Genomic DNA, 20,840 nt, shown 5'->3' on the forward strand with positions numbered 1-20,840 from the left:
TTCGACCTGGGCGGCAACTCCCTGCTGCTCATCACCGCCCAGAACGCCGTCAACACCGCCTTCGGCACCGACCTCACGGTCGTCGACCTGTTCGCCCACCCCACCGTGCGGGACCTGGCCCGCCACCTGTCCACGCGGACCGACCTGCGAAACACCACGGACGGCACCGAAGCCGGCCCGCCGGCACCGGTGAGCGCCGTGGAGAGCGGAGCCAGCGGCCTGGACAGCGCCAAGGAGCAGGCACAGCGGCAGCGCGCGGCCCGCGCCCGCCGCACCGCACGGCGCGGGAGGGACGGAGGCCGTGCCTGAGACCATCGGGCCCGGACGGTGTCCGCCGGCCGGGTCTCGTCCACAGTCACAGTCCATCCCCGGGGCCGCCCACCGTGCCGGCGCCCGGCCGGCGGAGCAGGTGCCGGTCGCGGTGACCACCGAACGGCAGCCGGAGCGGACTCCCTGTCCGACTTTCCCTCAGCGTCACCATCGAGGAGATATTGCAGTGGCTATGCGGAGTGACTTCTTAGAGACCGCCGAAGTTGCCGTGGCCGACTCGTTCTCGCTGTATCACATCGCTATGGGGCACACACCGGACGGAGCGGCCCTGCGGGAAGCGGCACGGGCGGGGACGATCCGTCTCATCACGCCCGCGGTCGCATTCGCTGTCGCTTGCAGTATGCGTACCTGCTGGGACGAGTCGTGTGACCGGGGCCACGCACACGGCACGGGTTTCCCGGTCCGCAAGTTCCAGGAACTCGGTGGCGTGGAGCTGGTCGATCTCACTCCCGAGGAGACCGTTACCGCAGGACAGTTGTACGCCGGTTCCTCGGATCGCCGCATCGTAGGTGCCGAGGTCCTGGCGGCCTGCCACTCCGCACTACTGGCCACGGGGCGGAAGGCACCACTCGTTTCCACGGTGAGAGCGGCGTACTGCTATTCGGGGCTCACCCGGACGGAGCTGAAGTTCGGTCTCGAACTGATCTGATGCGGGAGATCGCCCGGCGTCCACCGGACCACCGGGATCCCACCCCGCTGCCGATGGACCTGGTCCGCGTCGGCGTGCTCAGCCGGGTGGCCGCCGGGTCCCACGTCGCGGAGGTCGTGGCCGACTTCACGGCGTACTCGCGGGCGGAGTCGTAGCGGCAGGCGTGACGGCGGAGGCGGGGCGGGGCGGGCAGGCGTCGGGGTGCCCTGGCCGCCCCGCGTGGCATCCCGCACGGGGCCGGTTGCCCTCCACGCCGGGACCGGGCCCGGCGGCCTCGTGACCGTCGAGGCGCGAGAGTGCTCCCGGCGAGGGGTGGCCCACCCCCGTCGGCCGTGCCCGCCACCTCCGTGACCAGCGGCGTTGCGGCCACGCGGGCCATGCGGCCCATGCGGGGACATTTGGGGAACGGGGTTCCCGCGGGCCCGTACCGGCCCGAAACAGGCCCGGGTGTGTGGGTCTGGTGAGAGTCGTCAAGTAGCTCCTGGGGCAGGCGTGTTGCATTCGCCGAGCTGTTAAGATCATCAGACTTTCAGTAGGCTGGCGGCGCGTCATGAACGCGTACGGGGGACAGTCTCTAAGGCCCCATCGTCGAGGAGTTGAGGCTTGGTCCGCCCATGGGTCCGTGCCGCTCGACGGCCGGACACACCCCGCGGGCCGTCCGCACTCCCGGCGCGATGCGACTTGAAGAGAGTCTCATGACGTCATTGATCGGCGATCCACTGCTGTGGATCTTGTTTGTGGTGCTCGTCGCTGCGGTGTTCGCAGTGCTGCGGGCGCGGAGAACCAACCTGGCGCTCCGAAGAACAAAGAAGGACTTGGAGACGGGGCTGGGCCATGCCCAGGGCCGGATCGATCAGTTGCAGGGGCACATCGCCGCCTTGGACAACCAGCACCGCGGCGACCTCGCCGATGTGCGGGCGAACGCGGAGTCGGCGACCAAGGCCGTACTGAAGTCCGCGATGGGCACGCTCCAGTCGCTCGCCGAGGAGCAGCAGCTGCTCCTCGACGGGCTGCTACGGAAGTACGGCGACGACACCGAGGTGCTGGCCGACCTGATGTCGGTGGACCACACCGGCAGCCAGTTCAGCCGCCGGGCCAAGGGCATCTCGGTGCTGTGCGGCGGATGGCTGGGCCGACGTGAGGGCGTGGCCACCGTCTACGACGTGGCCCGCAGTGCGCAGGGCCGCATCAAGGACTTCAACCGGGTCGGCATCCACGCTCAGGTCAGCGTCGCCGTCTCCAGCAAGGCCGTCGAGCCGGTGGCGGTGGTGCTGGCCGAACTGCTGGACAACGCGACCACGTACAGCGCTCCGGGCACGCCGGTCGAGGTCAACATCCAGGCCGTGCCGACGGGTGTGTGCTTCATCGTCGACGACGCCGGTCTGGGCATGGACCAGGAGACCAAGGACCGGGCGGCGGCCCTGCTGTCCGCCGACGGCCAGGTCGACATCACCGGCCTCGGCGACCCGCCCCGGTTCGGGTTCGCGGTGTGCGGCATGCTCGCCGCGCGTTACGGATTCACCGTCTCCGTCGGTTCGGTGTCCCCCTACGGCGGAGTGCGTGCAGTGATCCGTGTGCCGGAAGAGCTCCTGACGGCCGACGCCGTCGCCCCCGCCGAGCCGGTCCGGGAACCCGTGGCCCAGGACGAGGAAAGCACGCCGCACCGGCTGGCACCCGTCCCGGTGGGTCCCTCCCACGTCGTGGGCACGACCTCCGGCGGGCTGCCCAAGCGCCGTCGGCGTCAGGGGCCCATCTCGGTGGTGCCGGCCCCGGAGGACACGACCGCTTTCGACCAGCAGACGTCCGAGACGGCCGGCGAGGTGACCGCTTCGCGCCTGGGGGCGTTCGCGCGCGGTACTCATCTCGGGCGGACCACGAACACCACGGAAGGACCTGACCACCAGTGAACACCGACCTGTCGTGGGTGCTGAACGACGTGCTCGAGGTGCGTGGTGCCCGCCACGCGGTCCTCGTCTCGGGTGACGGCCTGCTGCTGCAGCGTTCGGACGACATCTCACGCGACGACGCCGAGACGAACGCCGCCGCGATGAGTTCCATGCAGTCCCTCAGCCGGGCGGTCGCCGGTTTCGTGGGGGCGGGGCACGGCATCTGGAAGCAGACGCTGCTGGAGTACGACGGCGGCTGGATCTTCCTCATCGCCGCCGGATCGGGCGCCTACCTCGCCGTGTCGGCGGCGCCGGACGTCGACATGGAGGCGGTGTCGTTCCGCATGCAGAAGACGGTGCTGGCGCTGAGCAAGGCGATGAGCGTGGCGCCCCGTTCGGACAACGGTGTCGGCGTATGACGACGCCCGGTGAGGAAGCACCCGTCACCAGCGGCTTCGTCCGCTCCTACGTCATCACGGGCGGCCGGAGCCTGCCGTCGTCGGAGGAACTGGCGCTGCACACCCTGGTCACCCTGGCTCCCGAGCGGACGCTTCCGCTGGGGGCCGGCCCCGAGGTCAGGGCGATCTGGGAACTGTGCGCGGGTGGTTACCTGTCGGTCGCCGAGGTGGCGGGCCACCTCGGCCTGCCCGTCGGAGTGGCCCGGCTGCTGCTCACGGATTTATCCGAACAGGGGCACCTGCTGCGCCGGGCCGAGCCGCCCCGGGCCCAGAACGTTGACAGAGCGACCCTCGAGAAGGTTCTGCATGGACTCCAATCCCTCATCGGCTGAGACGGCCCAGAAGTCCATCTACGTCTCCAGCGCGGTGACCAATGCCGCCAAGATTCTGGTCGTCGGGCATTTCGCCGTGGGCAAGACGACCTTCATCGGTTCGCTGTCGGAGATCACTCCGCTGCGCACCGAGGAGAAGATGACCCAGGCGTCTGTCCATGTCGACGACCTCAAGGGCGTCACGGACAAGACCACCACCACGGTCGCCCTGGACTTCGGCCGCCTCACCCTCAGCGACGACCTGGTGCTGTACCTGTTCGGCACTCCGGGACAGCAGCGCTTCATGCAGCTGTGGGAGGACATGGCCCGCGGCGCGCTCGGGGCACTGCTCCTGGTCGACCCGGCGCGGCTGGAGGAGACCTTCCCCGTCATCGACCTCATCGAGCGGTACGGCCTGGAGTACGCCATCGCCGTCAACTGCTTCGACCCCGCTGCCACCTACAGCGTGCCGGAGGTGCGTGAGGCGCTCGATCTGCTGCCGGACACTCCCGTCGTCTACTGCGACGCCCGTGACCAGCAGTCCTCGGCCCAGGCGCTGATCGCGCTGGTGAGACATCTGCTCGAACGTGCGGCCTGACCGCCCCGCGCCACCGGCCCGGGAACAGCCGTTCCCGGATCACTAAGGAAGACTTATGGATCCTCAACCCACGTCTGCCGCCACCGTCAGCAGATGCCCCATGCACGACGCCTCGTTCGCCGCGGATCCCCAGGGGGTCTACGACCGGCTGCGCGCGCAGGCGCCGGCCGGTCCCGTCGAACTCGCCCCCGGCGCGGACGCCACGCTGGTCGTGGGCCACGAGACGGCCCTGCGGGTGCTGCAGAACACCGAGCTGTTCGCGCGCGACGCCCGCCGCTGGAAGGCTCTCAACGAGGGCCGCATCGGCATGGACAACCCGGTCCTGCCGATGATGGCCTACCGGCCCAACTGCCTGTTCACCGACGGTGCGGTGCATCTGCGGCTGCGCAAGGCCGTGGTGGACAGCCTGGCCCAGCTCAACATCACCCGGATCCGGCGGGACGTCGAGCCGATCGCCGACTACCTCCTCGACCAGTTCAGCGAGCGGGGCCGCGCCGATCTCCTCAACGACTACGCCAAGCTGCTGCCCCTGCTGCTGTTCAACAAGCTGTTCGGCTGCCCGGCGGACATCGGTGACACCCTCACCACCTCCATGTCGGCGATCTTCGACGGCAAGGACGCGGTGCGCGCGAACGGGGACCTCACCGCCTGCCTCATGGAGCTGATCGCGCTCAAGCGGCGCCAGCCCGGTGACGACGTCACCTCGTGGCTGATCCAGCACCCGGCCGGGCTGACCGACGAGGAGCTGAAGGACCAGCTGGTGATGCTGATGGGCGCGGGCGTCGAGCCCGAGCGCAACCTCATCGGCAACGCCCTGGTGCTGCTGCTGTCCGGCGCGGGCGGACGGCAGAGCGGCATGCTGATCGAGGAGGCGCTCGATCACGTGCTGTGGAACCAGACGCCCATCGCCAACTACGCCACCCACTACCCGGTGCAGGACGTGGACCTGGGCGGCTACGTGGTGGAGGCCAACACCCCGGTCGTGATCTCCTTCGCGGGCGCCAACAGCGACCCCGCGCTGGCCGAGGCCCGCCTCGCCCACAGCAAGGGCGCCCATCTGGCGTGGGGGGCCGGTCCGCACGCCTGCCCCGCCAAGGACCCGGCACAGGTCATCGCGACCACCGCGATCGAACGGCTCCTCAACGCGCTGCCCGACCTCACCCTGGCCGTGCCCGGGCGGGAGCTGCAGTGGCGGCCCGGACCGTTCCACCGGGCCCTGGTCGCCCTGCCCGTGACGTTCAGTCCCACGCCGGCCACCCGGATGGCGGCCGCGCTCCAGGACCGGGCCGCGGCGGGAAGCGCGCAGCCGCTCCCGGCGGCCGCGTCCGCCCCCTCGCGCCAGGAACCGGCCCGCAAGAAGGGATTCTGGAGCAGTTTCCTGGACATCTTCCGTGTCTGATGCACTGCATGTGACGGGAGCAACACACTGGGGCGCATGACACCGGAGGGAGAAGGGGTAGGTTCCGGCGGTGTGCATTTCGGTAGCGCCCAGCCAAAGGAGCTCTGCGTGACCGCCGTTGGCGATATACGCGGCACCACCGCCGACCGCCGAGCCGTCATCTCCCTCCTCCGCCGCCTGCGTTCCGGCGAAGGACACGCCAACCCCCTCCCCATCTGGGAGGAGATGCGCGCCCTGGGTGACGTCGTACGTGCCCCCTGGGGCGGCTACTTCGTCACCGGGTTCGAGGCATGCAGCCAGGTCCTGCGCGGCAGGAACTGGCTGGTGCCGGACTTCGCCTGGCAGGAACGCCAGCCGGACCCGGAGCGCTGGCAGGCCCTCGCCACCCAGGAAATGACCCGCACGCTCATCCGTCTCAACGCGCCCACCCACACCTGCCAGCGGCGCGCCCTGGGCAACCCGTTCGACCGCGGCGCCCTGGAGGCCATCCGTCCGAGGATCGCCGCCCTGGCCGCCACCCTGCTGGACGACCTCGGCGAACGGCTGCGCACCGACGGGGAGGCGGACTTCGTCCGCATCGTCAGCGAGCAGCTCCCCGTACGGACCGTCGGCGAGTGGCTCGGCATCCCCGCGGAGCACTACGGACACATCCTGGACTTCACCCACCGGCAGGTCTACGCCCAGGAACTGCTGCCGACCAAGAGCGAACTCGCCGTATCGGCCCAGGCCACACTGGAGATGCGAGCCTTCTTCACCACCCTGGTCCGAGAGCGCCGCGCCCGCCCTGGCAACGATGTCCTGACCGGCTGGATCCACTACTGGGACGCCCAGTACCCCGACGACCGGGCCACCGCGGACCAGGTGATCTACGACCTGACGATGTTCATCACCATCGCCTCGCTGGAGACCAGCGCGGTCCTGCTGGCCAACGCCGTGTGGCTGCTGACCCAGGACCCGGCCCGTGCGGAGTGGCTGCGCACGCACCCGCAGCACCTCGAGGACGCGGTCGAGGAGACCCTGCGCTACGACCCGCCCGTGTGGCTCAACTCCCGTGTCGCCGCCGACGACACCGTCCTGGCCGGCACTCCCATCGCCAAGGACACCACCGTCCATGTGCTGTACGGGGCGGCCGCCCACGACCCCCGCCGCAACCCCGACCCGCACGTCTTCGACATCCGGCGCGGCGGCGGCCACCTCACCTTCGGCGGCGGCGCCCACTACTGCCTCGGCGCGGCCCTCGCCCGGCTCGAGGCCCGTGAGCTGCTCGCCCAGCTGCTGGAGCGTTTCCCCACGCTGCGGCCCACCGCGCCTCCCTCGTACGACACCTCCCGGGTCGTCTTCCGCCGTATCACCTCCCTGAAAGTCACGACATGAACGTCCTGCCCCTCGCTCAGCGCTCTTCCGAACCCCCCGGTGCGGAACAGATACTCAAGACCCTGCGCACCCGCCGCCAGGGCCCCCTCCTCACCGTCGAACTGAACGTCCCCGAGGAGGGCAACGCCGTCACCGACGCCATGCTGGACGACCTCCTCACCGTCCTGGACCACCAGGATCCCGAGGTGCGGGTCCTGGTGCTGGCCGCCGCCGGCGACGACTTCTGTCTCGGCGGCGACCGCGACGAGTTCGCCGAGCACCTCGCCCACGACCCGTCCGGCAGCGGCGTCCGCGCCTCCGGGATCAGGGCCCGGCGGGTGTGCGACGCGCTCACCGCCAACCCCGCCGTCACCGTCGCCCGCGTCCAGGGCCGGGCCATCGGTGCCGGGCTGGCCCTCGCCCTCGCCTGCGACCTGCGGGTGGGCGCCGACACCGCCACCTTCCGGCTGCCCGAACTGGCCCTGGGCCTGCCGACCGCCTGGGGCGGACTGCTCCCCCGCCTGATCAGCGAGGCGGGCGCCGCCCGCGTGCGCGACATCATCCTGACCGGACGCGTCGTCGACGCCGCGGAGGCGGGCACGCTGTCGATCCTGCAGCGGGTGGTGCCCGAGGACTCCCTCGACGCCGCCGTCGCCGATCTGGTCAGGCCCGTCCTGCGGCGGCCCGGCCCCGCGCTGCGCGTCACCAAGACCCTGCTGAACTCCTTCACCGCCGCCACGCGGCTGGCCGACGCCTCGGTACTCGACCCGGAGATCATGACGGCGGTCCTCACCGAGCAGCGCCGGGTACGCCCCGCCACCTGACCCGCCTCGCCGGCGGGGGCGCCCCCCGGCGAGGGGACGCTCCGATCCGCACGCTCCCGCCGCCGTCGTGGAGGAACGACGCCAGCGCCCGCCCCTCCTCGTCCACGGCCTCCCGGTCCGCCCGGGAGAGGGGGGCCAGCGGGGTGACGCTCACGGTGCCGGCGTCGGCCCGCCAGGTCGCGGCGACCCGGCCGTCGACCAGCACGACGCGTTCACCGGCGACCGACAGGCCGCGGTGGGCGTCGTCGATGATCCTGCCCCGGTCGTGGTAGCCGAGGACGGCGTTGTCGAAGGCGGGCAGGAACCGCACCGGGGCGGGGGTGTCCGGATCGGGACGCGGCGCGTCGGGCAGGTCGAGCAGTTCCCGGCCGCGCTCGTCCCGGAAGGCGACCAGTTCCTCCCGCAGCGCCGCGACGGCGGCAGGCAGTCCGGCCAGGCCGCACCAGGCACGCAGGTCGGCCGAGGCGGCGGGGCCGAACGCGGCGAGGTAGCGCCGCAGCAGATCCTGGCCCACGGGGTCGGCGGGGTCCGCCGGCAGCGGGTCGGGCTCGCGTCCCAGCCAGGACGAGAGCAGCGCGTTGCGCACCCCGGCCCGGGTCCGCCACAGCCCGCGCGGCGGCAGCTGCGCCACCGGCAGGAGCGCGGCGACCAGCATCTCCCCCAGCGCGCGTCCCGCCGGCACCGGCCGGCGCGCGGCGACCTCCCGCGCGAGGTCGCCCATCGAGCGCGGCTCGCCGTCGGCCATCACCTCCCGGCCTGCCGCGGCGAGGTCATCGAGGTCCACTCCGGCGAGGTCCCGGCGGTAGACGCCCAGGACGCGCCCGCGCAGCATGGCTTCGTGGCGGGTGCGCCAGGCCAGCGCGTCGTGCGCGGTGACGAGGTGGACGGTGCGGCGCATGAGGTGGGTCCGCACCAGGTGCCGGCCGGTGAGCAGGCGGTCCAGCGCGGCCGGGTCGAAGGCGCGCAGCCGTGAGAAGAGGCCGGTGAACGGCTCCTGCGGTTCCTGCGCCTGCAGGCCGCACAGGTGGCCCACGGCGTCCAGGACCGGTGTGTCCGCGCGGTCCAGGAGCAGTTGCCGGGCCAGTGTCGCGCGGTTGAGCGCCCGCGTGGTGAGGAGGGTCATCGGATTCTCTCCGGTGTCGGTGTCGGTGTCGGTGTCCGGGCCGGTGCGGTGCGGTGTGCGCGGGGCGTGGCGGCCGTCAGGGCGGCGGCGAGCGCGGCGACGAGGTCGGCCCGCTCGCCGTCGGGAGCGGGCCGGGGCGTGGTGGCGGCTGTCACGGTGATCGGGTCCTTCCGTGCCTGGTCCTTCTGTGCCTGGTGCTTCTGTGCGTGGTCCTGCTGTGCGCGGTCCGTCGGTCCTCCGGTGCGTCGTCGGTCCCGGAGAGGAGAACCGTCGCAGGGACAGCGGTCAGGATGTGTCCGCTGTCCGGGGGAGAATCGGCCACATGCCGAAGACCTCCGCGCGACTGCTGTCCCTGCTGTCCCTGCTCCAGGCACGTCGCGACTGGCCGGGGGCGCTGCTGGCCGAGCGGCTGGGCGTCAGCGCGCGGACGGTGCGCCGTGACGTCGACCGGCTGCGCGAACTGGGCTATCCCGTCGCGGCGTTCAAAGGACCCGACGGTGGTTACCGGCTGGGTGCGGGCACCCGGCTGCCGCCACTGCTGTTCGACGACGAGCAGGCCGTCGCCCTCGCCGTCGCGCTCCGGACGGCCGCCGTCACCGGCGCCGCCGTCGGGGAGGACGCCGAGCGTGCGCTGGCCACCGTCCGGCAGGTGATGCCCGAGCGGCTGCGCCACCGCGTCGACATGCTCCGGGTCACCGCCGTCGGGCGGCCCGTCGAGCGGCCGCACCCGCCCGTCGACGGCGCCGTGCTCGTGGCGCTGAGCGCGGCCGTGCACGCCCGCGAGGTACTGCGCCTGGACCACACCCCCGCCGCTCCGCCGGAAGACGGGCCGGGAGGGCCGGCGGCCGGTCCGCCGCGCCGGGTCGAGCCGCACCACCTCGTCACCCGGGGCGGGCGCTGGTACCTGGTCGCCTACGACCTCGACCGCGCCGACTGGCGTACGTTCCGCGTCGACCGGATCACCCCGCGCACCCCCACCGGGCCCCGGTTCACGCCGCGGGAGGTGCCCGGGGGTGACGTGGCCGCCTTCGTCGCCGGCCGGTTCCGGGGCGGGGAGGGCTCGGGCGAGTGGCCCTGCCGCGGCGAGGCGGTCCTCGCGCTGCCCGCCGCCACCGTGTCCCGCTTCGCCCAGGACGCGGTCGTCGAAGGGCTCGGCCCGGACCGCTGCCGGGTGGTCCTGGGCTCCTGGTCGTGGCCGGCCCTGGCCGCCGCCTTCGGACGCTTCGACGCCGGAATCGAGGCCGTCGGCCCGCAGGAGCTGAAGGACGCCTTCGCGCTCCTGGCCCGCCGTTACGCCCGTGCCGCGGTCTGAACACCCGCCGCCCCGGCCGCGGTCCGAGCCCCGCCACCCGTACCGCGGCCTGTCGGCCCGCGTCGGGTGCCGCCGCCGGGAAAACCCGTTGCGCCGCGGGCTCCGGCCCTCGACCCTTGGTCCTCATGCCCACCTCACAGCGTCCCGCCACGCTCGCCGACGCGCCCGCCATCACCGAACTCCTCAACAGGGTCGACGAGATCGAGATCGGCCGGCCCGAGACCGATCTGCACAGCGTCGAGGCCGATCTGAAGCATCCCGGGGCCGATCTGGAGCGCGACTCCTGGCTCGTGCTGGAGGGGGACCGGCCGGTGGCGTACGGGTTGCTGTGGGACGAGTCCGACGGTGAGCGCATCGACATCGACCAGTACGTCCTGCCCGCACACCAGCCGGCCGCAGCCCGGATGCTGGAGGCGATGGAGGCCAGGGCGCTGGAGAAGGCCCGGGAGAACGGCGCCGGGCGGGCCGTGGTGCACCTGCACCTCAACGTGGCGCCCACCCTCGACACCGGGCTGCTGCGGGCACGCGGCTGGCGGGTGGTGCGCCGGTACCACGTGCTGCGCCGTGCCGTGGACCGCGTGCGGGACCGGCTGCCGGAGGTCCCGGCCGGCGTGCGCATGCGCGCCTGCGCCGCCGAGGCGGACCGGTTGCGCGTGCACGAGCTGTACCAGGCGTCCTTCGCCGATCACTTCGACTTCCAGCCGCGCCCGTACGACCAGTGGCTGCACGACATCGACGCCGGTGCACTGGACTGGTCCCTGGTGTGGATCGTCGCCACCGACGACCTGGGGGACGCCGGCTTCCTGCTCGCACGCGACGACCGCGCGGCCATGGGGTGGATCCGCGGCATCGGGGTGCTGCCCGCGGCCCGGGGGCGGGGACTGGGCGGTTTCCTGCTGCGGCACGCGTTCGCGGCCTTCGCGGAGCGGGGGCGGGACACCGTCGGGCTCGGCGTGGACACGGAGAACGCCACCGGCGCCCCCCGCCTGTACGAGCGCCACGGGATGACGGTGCATTACGCGGTCGACACCTGGGAGACGACGGTGAAGGGCTGACGGCCGTCCGGGGGCCGGCCGAAAGGGCACCGGTCGCCTGCGGGGCCCGCCGAGGCGGCCGTCGCCGGGCCGGTGGAACCGGGCCGGTGGCGCATGGGGGCCGGGCCGCGCCCACGGACCGGCGCCGGAGGGGTCCACGGCTCCGGGGAGGCCGGCGCCGGCATGGTGCGGCGGGTGACGGCCGACGCGTGGGCGGCGAGTACGGCACGGGTGCGGCCCGCCGGGCGACGGCCCGTGCCGGGGCCCGCGGCCGGGCCCCGGCACGGTGCTACGGCTTGCGGGCGACCGCTCCGTACATCGCGATGTCCTGGTCGCGGATGCCCTGCTCGCCGGTGCCGTCCGGGTGCCACTTGTGGACCTGGACGATGCCCGGCTCGACCAGGTCCAGGCCCGCGAAGAACTCGTGGGCCTCGTCGAGGGTGCGCAGCCGCATCGGCATGTTGCGGGCCGCGTACTCACGGGCCACCCGGCCCACCTCGTCGGGCGCGAACTCCGCCGTGCCGATCGTCATGGCCAGGTAGCTGCCCGGCGGGAGCGGCTCCAGCAGACGCCGAACGATGCCGACGGCGTCGTCCTCGTCGAGGACGAAGTGGGCGATGGCGATGACGGTCAGAGCCACCGGCCGGTCCAGGTCGAGGGTGTCCCGCAGTTCGGGGGCGTCCAGGATGCTCGCCGGGTCGCGGAAGTCGGCCTCGATGTACGACGTCCTGCCCTCGGGCGTGCTGGCCAGGAGGCCCTGGGAGAGGGTGAGCACGATGGGGTCGTTGTCGACGTAGACCACGCGCGAGTCGGGAGCCACCGACTGGGCGATCTCGTGGAGGTTCGGCGAGGTGGGGATGCCGGTGCCGATGTCCAGGAACTGGCGTATCCCCGCTTCCTCGGCGAGCCAGCGCACCGCCCGGTTCATCCAGTCCCGGTTGGCGCGCATGTGGACGGGCAGCGCGGGCCACTCCCGGGCCATGGCGTCACCCGCCTCCCGGTCCGCCGGATAGTAGTCCTTGCCGCCGAGGATGTAGTCGTAGATCCGCGCGGAATGCGCGTTCTCGGTGTCGATGCGGTCGGCCGACCATCCGTTCTCGGGCACCTTCGGTTCTCCTTCGCTAGTCGGTGGTCTGGGGCAGGGCTCGGTGGGCGGGGCGCGTCACAGGTCCCTCCGGATCCGGCCGAGCACGGCCTCGGTCCGCTTCGGGGGCATCGCCTGCGCGCCCAGCCGGTCGAGGGCCTCGCGGTAGACCACGACGTCGTCGCCCTTGTCGAGGTAGACGGCGCCCACCAGACCGCTGAGGTAGACGACGTCGGGCAGTTCACGTGCCCGGAAGCGGAAGAGCTGGAAGGCACCGGCGCGCATGGCCGGGTGCGGGCCGTTGGCGAACGGCATGATCTGCAGCGTCACCTGGGGCAGCCGCTGGACCTCGATGAGGTGGTCGATCTGGGCGCGCATCACCTCCGCGCCCCCGACCGGCCACCGGAGCACGGTCTCGTCCATCACCACCCACACCCGCGGTGGTGTCTCGCGTCTCAGCAGTTCCTGCCGGCGCAGCCGCAGCGCCACCCGGCGCTCGGTCGCCCCGGCCGGGGCGTGCGGGGCGGAGGCGGTCAGCAGGGCGCGCGCGTACGCCTCGGTCTGCAGCAGCCCGTGGACGAACTGGCTCTGGTAGGCGCGGATCTGCAGTGCCGCCTGCTCCAGGCTCAGATAGGCCGCGAACCAGTCCGGCATGACGTCGCGGTAGGTGTGCCACCACCCACGCTTGTTGGCCTCGCGGACGGACTTCAGGAAGGTGTCGATCTCCTGCTCGTCCGTCACGCCGTAGACCCGGAGCAGCTTCTCGGCGTCCGCCAGCCGGAGCCGCGCCACCTTGGCGGCCTCCATCCGGCGGATCGTGGAGTGGCTGACCCCGATGGCCGTGCCCGCCTGCTCGTAGGTCAGACCGGCACGGTTGCGTAATTCCTCCAGCTGTCTGCCGAGGATCATGCGCAGGACGGAAGGGGCTCCGCCCCAGTCGGTCTCCGCGGTCACGCCTTGCTCCCTCACATCGGGTGTTCCGGGCTCACCGTCTCATGCGACCACTCGGCACGGACACATGCGGTCACTGGATCGCAGCAGGATGCGCGCAGCTGAATGCAAATTTCAACTTGCTGGTTGCGAGTCGCGGTTGACCGGTGCCAGAGTGTCCCCACTGTTCCCCCGGTCCGCTGGAGGCCGTACGGAACCGGCCGGTCGACCACGGCCGGTACGTGACGGATCCCGGTGCGCAAGGCAGACGAAAGGCCCACGGAGATGGCTCGGCTCCCCTTACACAGGCCGCCGCATCATGCCGGGAACGAGTTCTCCCCCAGACTGCCCGGAGGCGGGCAGACGGCTCCACTCCCCCAGCCGGACGGCCACGGCCGGCTCGCCTCCGGGCCCTCCGCCGGGGCCCCGGCCCGTCGTGCGGCCCGCACGTTCGACCTGCCCGCGGTCCCGGCGTCCGTGCGCACCGTCCGTGCGGGCGTGCGTGAGCTGCTCGCCGCGCGGGGTGTCGGCCAGGACCTGTCCGACAACGCTGTCGTAGTGACCTCGGAGCTCGTCACCAACGCGCTCACCCACTCGGCCGGCGACCGGATCGTGTGCCGGCTGCACGTCATGGCGGACCGGATCCGCATCGAGGTCGAGGACCAGGCCCGGGGGCCGGAAGTGCCCTTCCTGCGCCGGCCGGGCCCCGACGACCAGAACGGCCGGGGGCTGCTCCTGGTCGACGCGCTCGGCAGCGACTGGGGGGTCGGCCGCGCCCCGGGCGGGCACGGCCGCGTCGTCTGGGCCGAACTCCCGCTGCGCTCCCCGTCCCAGGAGCCGCACGCGCGGCCCTGACGGGCCGGCCCCTCGCGACCGTGGCCGCCTGTGCCGCACGACTCGGGCCGCTCCCACCCGGCGCCGGGTCCCCCGCCCCCGTCGCCGGGTGGGCGGAAGACGCGGCCGGGTACCCGGATGCGGCCGAACCCTAGGCGTGCCGGCCCCGGAAGCCGTCGGCCGCGAGCGGCAGGTCGCGCAGCGACGAGGTGCTGGGCGGGGGCAGCGGCCCCTGGGCCCCCTCGGCGCGGAACGACTGGAGGAGGTACGCCACCAGGCGTCGGGACGCCGCCCGGTCGCCCGGCAGCGCGGTGACCAGACCGCAGTGGGCCAGCAGGGCCACGACGATGTCGGAGGGGTGGAAGTCCGGGCGCAGCGCGCCCGCCGCCTGCGCCCTGCGGACCAGGGCCGCGAAGTCCCGCTCGGCCTGCTCCCGTACCCGCGCGTGTTCCCCCACGCTGCCCGGGAAGGCCGCGGCGAAGGCGGCCGGGAAGCCGCGTTCCTCGCGTTGCAGTGCGCAGACCGTCTCGACCAGCCGCTGGAAGCCCCGCCACGGGTCGGGGTCGGCCAGTGCCTCGGTGAGCGCCCGGGCGCAGGTCTCCACCTGCTGGGCGAACGCGGCCCGCACCAGGGCGTCCCTGGTCGGGAAGCGCCGGTACAGCGTCGCCACACCGACCCCCGCCCGCCGGGCCACGGTCGCCATGGGCGCGTCGATGCCGTGCTCGGCGAAGACCGCGCGGGCGGCATCGAGGATGCGCCGCCGGTTGCGCCGGGCGTCCGCCCGCAGTCCGTCCGGACCCGCGATCCGAGAGGATTCCCCCGCCACTGTCTCTCACCTCCGACGCAAGTGGACGATGCCGTCCGTTTCGCAGCCTACGCTCGGCGTCCGGATTCCCCGCACGGGCCCTGGTGGCGAAGGTGAGAACGATGGACGACCACACGATGAAAGCCGTACTGTTCGACCGCTTCGGCGGACCCGAGGTGCTGTACACGGGCCGGGTGCCGCGCCCCGAACCGGCTCCCGGCGAGGTCCTCGTGCGGGTACGCGCGTTCAGCGTCAACGGCGGCGAACTGGCGGCCCGTTCGGGCCGGGTCCGGCTCCTCACCGGCCGGAGGTTCCCGCAGCGCGTCGGGCTGGACTTCACGGGTGAGGTGGTCGCGCTCGGCACCGGCGCGACCGGTGTCGCGGCCGGCGACCGGGTGTGGGGCATCGTGGGCCGGACGGGCTTCGGCAGCGCCGCGGAGTACGTGACGGTACGGGCCGAGCGGCTCGGCCGGGTCCCGGACGGGCTGGACCTGGTGGCCGCCGCCGCGCTGCCGGTGGCCACCACGGCCGTCACCGCGCTCCGCGACAAGGCCGCACTGCGCCCGGGCGAACGGCTGCTGGTACGGGGCGCTGCGGGCGGCGTCGGCAACGCCGCCGTCCAGCTCGGAAAGGCGTACGGCGCCGAGGTCACGGCCCTGGCCCGCGCCGCCGGCCTCGACTTCGTCCGTGCCCTCGGCGCCCACCACGCCGTCGACCACCGGACCGTCACCCCGGCGGAACTGGGCCGGTTCGACGTGGTGCTCGACACGGCGGGCACCGATCTGCGCGCCTTCCGGCGCCTGTTGGGGCCGGGCGGACGCATGGTCACCGTCGCCTTCGACCTGGCGCGGCCCGTCGCCTCGCTGGGCTACATCGCCGCCAGCGCCGTACACGGACGCGGCCGGGTGCGCTTCTTCAGCGGCAACCCCCGGCGGGCGCTCTTCGACGACCTCGCGCGCGAGGTGACGGAGGGCAGGCTGCGCCCGGCGGTGGACAGGGTCTTCCCGCTGGAGGAGACGGCGGCGGCCCACCGGGCACTGGAGGCGGGCGGCGTGCGGGGCAAGTTCGTGGTGAGGGTCGGCTAGCTGTTCCGTCCGGGGAGGGTGTGGCAGGTGGGCCAGGTCCCGGCTGAGGGATCTTGAACAGGTGGGGGCCTTCCGGTGCGGTGTGGAGTGCGACGTCTGCACCGGCCGAAAGGCCCTGGTGCCCCACCGTGACGCACCCCTGACCGGGACCGGCCGCCTGCGCCCGGCCCGCTGCGTCGTCGAGGCCGGCCGGCCGCTCCGGCGGGCCGCCGAACGCTTCCGGGCCCGGCTCGTCGGGCACTTCGACCGCAGGGTCCACCTGGTCGTCGACCGGCACTCGGCCCACCGCCCGAAGACCGTCCGGACCTGGCCCGCCGCGCACGAGGACCCGATCGAGCTGCACTTCCTGCCGTCGTACTCACCCGAGCCGAATCCCGACGAGCCGGTCGACGCAGACCTCGAACACAGCCTGCCCCGCACCCGCAGGGCCAGGAACCGGGCCGGACCCGTCACCGAAACCCGCCGGCCCCTCCACCGTCGACAACGCCGGCCACACATCGTGCGCGGCCGCTTCGGCGGCTCACCCGTCCGCTGCATCCTCATGACGACCCGTTCCGGGTCCGGCGCCGGCCTGCGCCGCGCCAATGGGCCGACACCTCACATGACGAGGAGCTCCAGCTCTATGGCCCGGACAACCGCAAGAGTCCGGTTCGGGCAGTTGAGCTTGGCCAGAATGATGCCGACCGCGCGTTTGACTCCATGTTCGGAGATACTCAGCGATCGAGCGACTTGCCGGTTGCTCAGCCCCTCGGCAATCAGGCGCAGTACCTGCTGTTCACGTGCCGTCAGCGCAATCATCGACGCGCGCTTCGAGGTGGTGCCGTCACCGGCTTGCTCGGGTGCCGTCACGGATCGTCGCGCAAGGGTCGCCGACACGTGAAACCGTCCGGCCTTCACGTCGACAATCGCTTCGCGCAGGGTCTCGGGGCGGAGGTCTTCCCAGCCCAGGAAACCGTTTGCATGATCGACCCAGGATTGCTCGACAACGCCTGTCGAATTTACCAGGATCAGTACGTTCGTATTGTGGATACGCAGCTTTTCAGCGATCTCGTCAGGTACGGACCCCAGAGCATCGCTGGATAAAATGATCAGCTGGCCGTTGCAGAATGTCGAGAGATCTTCGACATCCGTGATGAATTGCACTGCAAACTGGATGTCGAGCGAACGGAGCATTCCCTCGATACTGTATCGACGAATGTCGTCCTGGATTGCCAGCACGACCGCTATCTCGGTTTGCAACAGAGATCGTCCAACCCGCAGGGAAGTTCGTCTGCCACGCGCATCAGACACCAAGTGGTCTGCCCTGTCGGCGTAGCGTTCGTGTTTTCCACTGCTCGAAATCAGTTGCCGCGTCAACCTGTCTTCACGCTGCCCATGTCGGTGATCCCCCGTTTTCCCACGTTAGAATCTGAAAGGTTCAACCCTGATAGATGAGGATGACATGGAGTGGCGGGAACTGTCCACCCCGTACTAAGAGTTGTCCCGCAATGCCTGGCGGGATTCCGACGCCCGGCACGGTGCCTCACCGCGTTTCCGAATCGCCCGGATACATCCAGTATGCGGGCGAGTCTCCGCCTGCGATGCACCGCACGGGACGCCGTCGGCTGGTCCACCGCGCATTACGGGACACCCCTTGGAGGATGTCTTGATTGGTAGTGGCTCCCGTCCCGGCATGCGGATAGTCGGGCGGCTGGTACCGGACGGGGTGTGGGAGATCTTTCAGGATATTCCGCCGGTACAGCCGGTGCGTGCGCAGGCTGGCGGACGGCGGAGGTGTGATGACCGCGCGGTGCCGGCCGCGATTGTCTTCGTCGCCACTCCGGGCTGCACTTGGCGCCCATTGCCGCCGGTCTTCGGTGCCTCCTGGCAGACCGTACGTCGGCGCTTCACGGACTGGCCAAAGGCCCGGATGCGGGCGAAGCCGCACCGCGTGACGCTGGACCGGTCCGGCGCGAACGGTGAGCTGGACTGGTCGCGGTGCGCCATCGGCTCAATCAGCGTTCGGGCGGTCGAAGGGGCCTTGGGCGGACCGAATCCGGCCGATCGGGGCAGGCCCGGGTCGAAGATCCATACCGTTGGTGACCACAACGGTCCGCCGCTCTCGCCGGGCTCGCCGCATTCCTCATCCGCTACCGCCGCATGCCCACGGTGAACTGCCCCTCTCCGAGGTCGGCGCCAGTGCAGCGGAATCCTGCGCAACTGGTCCCGCAGTTCCCGATCGGCGGGTCGGGCCTTGGGACGGAACCATGGGCATCCGGCACCAAGCCACTGATCACGCCGGATCAGGGAATCGAGCGCGATCCAGCGCTGCGGTAACACCGCGGTGGATACGCGAGTGCCACCCGATGAGACGCGGGAGAAGTCCTGGTTGTCGACACAATTCGAGGATCGTCATCGACACGTCGTGCCATTTCGCAATAGACGGCCAGGACGTGGATACAACGCCCGGTGCCGTCCGAGCAGGATCAGTCGACGCCCGCGGGCACCGGTGCGGGAGGGTGGCCCACCCCGGTGATCGCTCGGCGTGCGGCCACGGACGGTGAGACGGCGAGCAGCCCCGTGCGCGCGGGGCCGGTGTCCGTACCGCGCCGGGTGCGCCCGCGTCGTCGACGCGGGCGCCGAACCATCAGGCGGGCTGGACGGTGACCGTGCAGAGGCGCTTGGTGGCCCGGGTCAGGGCTACGTACAAGTCCCTTTCCCCACCGGGGCGGGCCGTGGTGATCTCCTCGGGGTTCATGACGACGACCCCGTCGAATTCCAGGCCACGTGCTTCGGACGCCGGCACGATGCGTGCGTGGTGAGCGATGCCCTGATCCGTCAGCTCGCTCACCCTGGCGTCCGCGCAGATCACTCCCAGAAGCTCACCCGGGTGCGCGGTGCTCTGGGCGCGGAGTTCCCGGGCGACGGCGGTGACCAACCCGTCCGGAGGTGTGGTCACGGTGCGAGGGCTCTCACCGCTTCGCAGTGACCGTGTGGGCTTCTGGTCCGGGGCGATCCGCGTGAGCAGGTCCCGGACGCTCTCCAGGATCTCCTGCGTGGTGCGGTAGCTGACGGTCAGGTTGTGCAGTCTGAACCGCGGTCCGACATGGGGGCTCAGCGCCTCCTTCCAGTCGCGTGCTGTCGCGACCGGGCCTGCCTGGGCGAAGTCACCCACCAGCGTCATCGACCTTGCCGGACAGCGGCGGACGATCATCCGCCACTGCATGGCGGTCAGTTCCTGCGCCTCGTCGACGACGACGTGTCCATACGTCCGCTCGGGGGGGCCGTCGACCAGGTTCGCCGCCTCGTCCAGCAACGGCACATCGGCGTCGGTCCACGGGTCCTCCGGACCGCGCAGCAGGAGGGACCGCTCCTGCGCGGTCAGGCGGGGCAGGCGCTCGGCGAGAGCGTCGGCGTTCGTCAGGAGCGCCTTCACGAGGTCACCGGGTGCCAGCCGCGGCCACAACACCTCGACCGCCCGGTCGACGCCGGCGTCGTCGAGGAGATCGGCTCGGATGGCGTCCAGGTCCAGCTCGTGGACCGGACCCGGGTCGGCCGCACCCTCGACACGGCGCTGGGCGGCTCCCGTGAACCGGTCGAGGTCCAGACCCGTCATCCTTTCGGCATCGGCGTCGATCTGCTCCAGGATGTCGCCCATGTCCCGTTGCATCGCGTCGGTGACGGCGTCGACCAAGAGCTCCTTGAACACCTGGCGCGCGGGGTTGTGCCCCGGTACGGCTGCCACGGCGGCGTCGCGTGCCGTGGCGACTTCCTCGCCGGAGAGGTGAACCAGTTCCTGTCCGACCCGCACGGTGAAGTCACCGGCGGGGGCCTGGTGGACGCGCAGCAGGCCGGCCAAGGCCTCGGCGAGGTCGGAGCTGCCCTTCAGACGCGTCGTGTCGAACGGGTCCACCGTGTCCGTGGACACTCCGGCCAGTTCCCGGCAGGTCGCCAGAACGACGTCGTTCTCCCCGAGCGAGGGAAGTACCTGGGAGATGTAGTCGAGGAACCGGGCGTTCGGGCCCACCACCAGGACGCCCTCCTCCGCGGCGCGCGGGAACGCGTACAGGACATAGGCCGCCCGGTGCAGGGCGACCACCGTCTTGCCGGTGCCGGGCCCGCCCTGCACCACGGTCACCCCGCGGTGGGCGGAGCGGACGATCTCGTCCTGCTCGGCCTGCAGCGTCGCGACGGCCGCGTGCATCCTGCCCGTACGCCGTGCCGACAGGGCCTCGGTCAACGGGCCGTCCCCCACGACGTCCTCGTCGGTCGGGACGCTCCCGTCCAGCAGTTCGTCGCTCACCGAGATGACCGTGCGCTCCTCGAGGCGCAGGTGCCGGCGCCGCCGCAGGTCCATCGGGTGGACCGGTGTCGCCTCGTAGAAGGGCCGCGCCGCGTTCGCGCGCCAGTCCACGAGCAGAGGCAGCTCGTCCTCCTCCGTATGCAGTCCGATCCGCCCGATGCGCAGGGCCGTGCCATCCGTCCAGTCGATGCGCCCGAAGACCAGCCCCCTTTCGGCGCCCTCCAGCCGGCCTATTTCCTTGGTCAGACGCTCGGCGGCCATTTCCCTCTCGTATGCCTCACCGGCGCTGTCCGTCGTGGCCTTCAGCACACTCGCTCGCTGTGCTCGCGCCTCGGAAAGCCGCTCGGTGAGTAACTCGTACAAGGAGGACACATAATCCTGCTCGGATTCAACCGCACGCACAGCGGGATCATTCGTTTTCGACAACAGGGGGCTCCTTCGATTCGAGCCGGACTTGCTTGGTGAAGTTTGTCGCTGCTGCCAGGCGCACCGCCCGGCCCGCGGACGGCAGGCAGCTGGAGACCATCGCCGCATGTGTCGGGT

At 71.7% G+C, this 20,840-nt stretch carries 22 protein-coding genes and 1 pseudogene; 16 read left to right on the top strand and 7 right to left on the bottom strand.

The window, feature by feature from the left end:
• The 10 genes from ACF07S_RS25690 to ACF07S_RS25735 form a co-directional block, all read left to right on the top strand.
• On the top strand, nt 1-309 hold a 309-nt coding region (locus ACF07S_RS25690; RefSeq protein WP_391965945.1), incomplete at its 5' end, for an acyl carrier protein.
• Nucleotides 310-502: 193 nt separating this feature from the next.
• On the top strand, nt 503-979 hold the full coding sequence (locus ACF07S_RS25695) for a hypothetical protein (RefSeq protein WP_391975209.1): 477 nt from the start codon (nt 503-505) through the stop codon (nt 977-979).
• Nucleotides 979-1,134: a hypothetical protein gene (locus ACF07S_RS25700; protein WP_391975210.1), complete on the top strand. Its 156-nt coding sequence runs from the start codon at nt 979-981 to the stop codon at nt 1,132-1,134. Before ACF07S_RS25695 ends, ACF07S_RS25700 begins: the two co-directional genes overlap by 1 nt.
• Nucleotides 1,135-1,674: 540 nt before the next feature.
• On the top strand, nt 1,675-2,886 hold the full coding sequence (locus tag ACF07S_RS25705; RefSeq protein WP_391965942.1) for an ATP-binding protein: 1,212 nt from the start codon (nt 1,675-1,677) through the stop codon (nt 2,884-2,886).
• Entirely contained in the window at nt 2,883-3,284 is a 402-nt protein-coding gene (locus tag ACF07S_RS25710) for a roadblock/LC7 domain-containing protein (protein ID WP_391975211.1), read from the top strand. The genes ACF07S_RS25705 and ACF07S_RS25710 overlap by 4 nt, the downstream gene beginning before the upstream one ends.
• Entirely contained in the window at nt 3,281-3,655 is a 375-nt protein-coding gene (locus tag ACF07S_RS25715; RefSeq protein ID WP_391965940.1) for a DUF742 domain-containing protein, read from the top strand. Before ACF07S_RS25710 ends, ACF07S_RS25715 begins: the two co-directional genes overlap by 4 nt.
• Nucleotides 3,630-4,232, top strand: a complete 603-nt coding sequence (locus ACF07S_RS25720) for an ATP/GTP-binding protein (protein WP_391965939.1) — start codon at nt 3,630-3,632, stop codon at nt 4,230-4,232. The genes ACF07S_RS25715 and ACF07S_RS25720 overlap by 26 nt, the downstream gene beginning before the upstream one ends.
• Before the next feature lie 100 nt (nt 4,233-4,332).
• Complete coding sequence (locus ACF07S_RS25725) at nt 4,333-5,631, top strand: cytochrome P450 (protein WP_391965938.1); 1,299 nt, start codon at nt 4,333-4,335, stop codon at nt 5,629-5,631.
• Nucleotides 5,632-5,739: 108 nt separating this feature from the next.
• Nucleotides 5,740-7,005, top strand: a complete 1,266-nt coding sequence (locus ACF07S_RS25730; RefSeq protein WP_391965937.1) for a cytochrome P450 — start codon at nt 5,740-5,742, stop codon at nt 7,003-7,005.
• Nucleotides 7,002-7,808, top strand: a complete 807-nt coding sequence (locus ACF07S_RS25735; protein WP_391975212.1) for an enoyl-CoA hydratase/isomerase family protein — start codon at nt 7,002-7,004, stop codon at nt 7,806-7,808. The genes ACF07S_RS25730 and ACF07S_RS25735 overlap by 4 nt, the downstream gene beginning before the upstream one ends.
• Here the strand turns inward: ACF07S_RS25735 and ACF07S_RS25740 are convergent.
• Both ACF07S_RS25740 and ACF07S_RS25745 read right to left on the bottom strand, forming a co-directional pair.
• A complete protein-coding gene (locus ACF07S_RS25740; RefSeq protein ID WP_391975213.1) occupies nt 7,774-8,931 on the bottom strand; it encodes a winged helix DNA-binding domain-containing protein in 1,158 nt (385 codons plus the stop codon). The genes ACF07S_RS25735 and ACF07S_RS25740 overlap by 35 nt on opposite strands.
• Complete coding sequence (locus ACF07S_RS25745; protein WP_391975214.1) at nt 8,928-9,086, bottom strand: hypothetical protein; 159 nt, start codon at nt 9,084-9,086, stop codon at nt 8,928-8,930. Before ACF07S_RS25745 ends, ACF07S_RS25740 begins: the two co-directional genes overlap by 4 nt.
• Nucleotides 9,087-9,253: 167 nt before the next feature.
• Between ACF07S_RS25745 and ACF07S_RS25750 the strand changes: the two genes are divergently transcribed.
• Both ACF07S_RS25750 and ACF07S_RS25755 read left to right on the top strand, forming a co-directional pair.
• On the top strand, nt 9,254-10,243 hold the full coding sequence (locus ACF07S_RS25750) for a helix-turn-helix transcriptional regulator (protein WP_391965933.1): 990 nt from the start codon (nt 9,254-9,256) through the stop codon (nt 10,241-10,243).
• Between the two features lie 125 nt (nt 10,244-10,368).
• Nucleotides 10,369-11,298 (top strand): GNAT family N-acetyltransferase, encoded by a 930-nt coding sequence (locus ACF07S_RS25755; RefSeq protein ID WP_391965932.1) that lies wholly within the window; start codon nt 10,369-10,371, stop codon nt 11,296-11,298.
• Between the two features lie 268 nt (nt 11,299-11,566).
• Here ACF07S_RS25755 and ACF07S_RS25760 read toward each other — a convergent pair whose 3' ends face one another.
• Together ACF07S_RS25760 and ACF07S_RS25765 are read right to left on the bottom strand one after the other, a co-directional pair.
• The gene (locus tag ACF07S_RS25760; protein ID WP_391975215.1) at nt 11,567-12,382 is read right to left on the bottom strand and encodes an SAM-dependent methyltransferase; all 816 of its coding nucleotides are present in this window, start codon (nt 12,380-12,382) and stop codon (nt 11,567-11,569) included.
• A 57-nt stretch (nt 12,383-12,439) separates the two neighbouring features.
• Entirely contained in the window at nt 12,440-13,315 is an 876-nt protein-coding gene (locus ACF07S_RS25765; RefSeq protein ID WP_391965930.1) for a helix-turn-helix domain-containing protein, read from the bottom strand.
• 432 nt (nt 13,316-13,747) lie between these two features.
• Between ACF07S_RS25765 and ACF07S_RS25770 the strand changes: the two genes are divergently transcribed.
• The gene (locus ACF07S_RS25770; protein WP_391965956.1) at nt 13,748-14,146 is read left to right on the top strand and encodes an ATP-binding protein; all 399 of its coding nucleotides are present in this window, start codon (nt 13,748-13,750) and stop codon (nt 14,144-14,146) included.
• Nucleotides 14,147-14,276: 130 nt separating this feature from the next.
• Here the strand turns inward: ACF07S_RS25770 and ACF07S_RS25775 are convergent, their stop codons facing one another.
• Nucleotides 14,277-14,951 carry a TetR/AcrR family transcriptional regulator gene (locus ACF07S_RS25775; RefSeq protein WP_391965929.1) on the bottom strand — a complete coding sequence of 225 codons (675 nt, stop codon included), beginning with the start codon at nt 14,949-14,951 and terminating at the stop codon, nt 14,277-14,279.
• A gap of 101 nt (nt 14,952-15,052) precedes the next feature.
• On the opposite strand from ACF07S_RS25775, the gene ACF07S_RS25780 reads away from it, so the two are divergent.
• Both ACF07S_RS25780 and ACF07S_RS25785 read left to right on the top strand, forming a co-directional pair.
• Complete coding sequence (locus ACF07S_RS25780) at nt 15,053-16,015, top strand: NAD(P)-dependent alcohol dehydrogenase (protein WP_391965928.1); 963 nt, start codon at nt 15,053-15,055, stop codon at nt 16,013-16,015.
• Between the two features lie 118 nt (nt 16,016-16,133).
• Nucleotides 16,134-16,439 (top strand): annotated as a pseudogene (locus tag ACF07S_RS25785) (transposase); the annotation flags it as partial.
• Between the two features lie 173 nt (nt 16,440-16,612).
• On the opposite strand, the gene ACF07S_RS25790 reads toward ACF07S_RS25785, so the two are convergent.
• Nucleotides 16,613-17,233, bottom strand: a complete 621-nt coding sequence (locus tag ACF07S_RS25790) for a response regulator transcription factor (protein ID WP_391965927.1) — start codon at nt 17,231-17,233, stop codon at nt 16,613-16,615.
• A gap of 454 nt (nt 17,234-17,687) precedes the next feature.
• Between ACF07S_RS25790 and ACF07S_RS25795 the strand changes: the two genes are divergently transcribed.
• Entirely contained in the window at nt 17,688-18,167 is a 480-nt protein-coding gene (locus ACF07S_RS25795; RefSeq protein ID WP_391975216.1) for a transposase, read from the top strand.
• A gap of 474 nt (nt 18,168-18,641) precedes the next feature.
• Here ACF07S_RS25795 and ACF07S_RS25800 read toward each other — a convergent pair whose 3' ends face one another.
• Entirely contained in the window at nt 18,642-20,669 is a 2,028-nt protein-coding gene (locus ACF07S_RS25800; RefSeq protein ID WP_391975282.1) for a HelD family protein, read from the bottom strand.
• Nucleotides 20,670-20,840: the final 171 nt, after the last annotated feature.

Source organism: Streptomyces sp. NPDC016640 (assembly GCF_043076215.1).
In the GTDB taxonomy this organism is placed as follows: domain Bacteria; phylum Actinomycetota; class Actinomycetes; order Streptomycetales; family Streptomycetaceae; genus Streptomyces.

Coding starts and splice junctions, on each gene's coding strand:
- ACF07S_RS25700 (WP_391975210.1), top strand. CDS start 979: ATGCGGGAGATCGCCCGGCGTCCACCGGACCACCGGGATCCCACCCCG.
- ACF07S_RS25780 (WP_391965928.1), top strand. CDS start 15,053: ATGGACGACCACACGATGAAAGCCGTACTGTTCGACCGCTTCGGCGGA.
- ACF07S_RS25735 (WP_391975212.1), top strand. CDS start 7,002: ATGAACGTCCTGCCCCTCGCTCAGCGCTCTTCCGAACCCCCCGGTGCG.
- ACF07S_RS25715 (WP_391965940.1), top strand. CDS start 3,281: ATGACGACGCCCGGTGAGGAAGCACCCGTCACCAGCGGCTTCGTCCGC.
- ACF07S_RS25695 (WP_391975209.1), top strand. CDS start 503: ATGCGGAGTGACTTCTTAGAGACCGCCGAAGTTGCCGTGGCCGACTCG.
- ACF07S_RS25720 (WP_391965939.1), top strand. CDS start 3,630: ATGGACTCCAATCCCTCATCGGCTGAGACGGCCCAGAAGTCCATCTAC.
- ACF07S_RS25795 (WP_391975216.1), top strand. CDS start 17,688: ATGCGGATAGTCGGGCGGCTGGTACCGGACGGGGTGTGGGAGATCTTT.
- ACF07S_RS25705 (WP_391965942.1), top strand. CDS start 1,675: ATGACGTCATTGATCGGCGATCCACTGCTGTGGATCTTGTTTGTGGTG.
- ACF07S_RS25750 (WP_391965933.1), top strand. CDS start 9,254: ATGCCGAAGACCTCCGCGCGACTGCTGTCCCTGCTGTCCCTGCTCCAG.
- ACF07S_RS25725 (WP_391965938.1), top strand. CDS start 4,333: ATGCACGACGCCTCGTTCGCCGCGGATCCCCAGGGGGTCTACGACCGG.
- ACF07S_RS25740 (WP_391975213.1), bottom strand. CDS start 8,931: ATGACCCTCCTCACCACGCGGGCGCTCAACCGCGCGACACTGGCCCGG.
- ACF07S_RS25755 (WP_391965932.1), top strand. CDS start 10,369: ATGCCCACCTCACAGCGTCCCGCCACGCTCGCCGACGCGCCCGCCATC.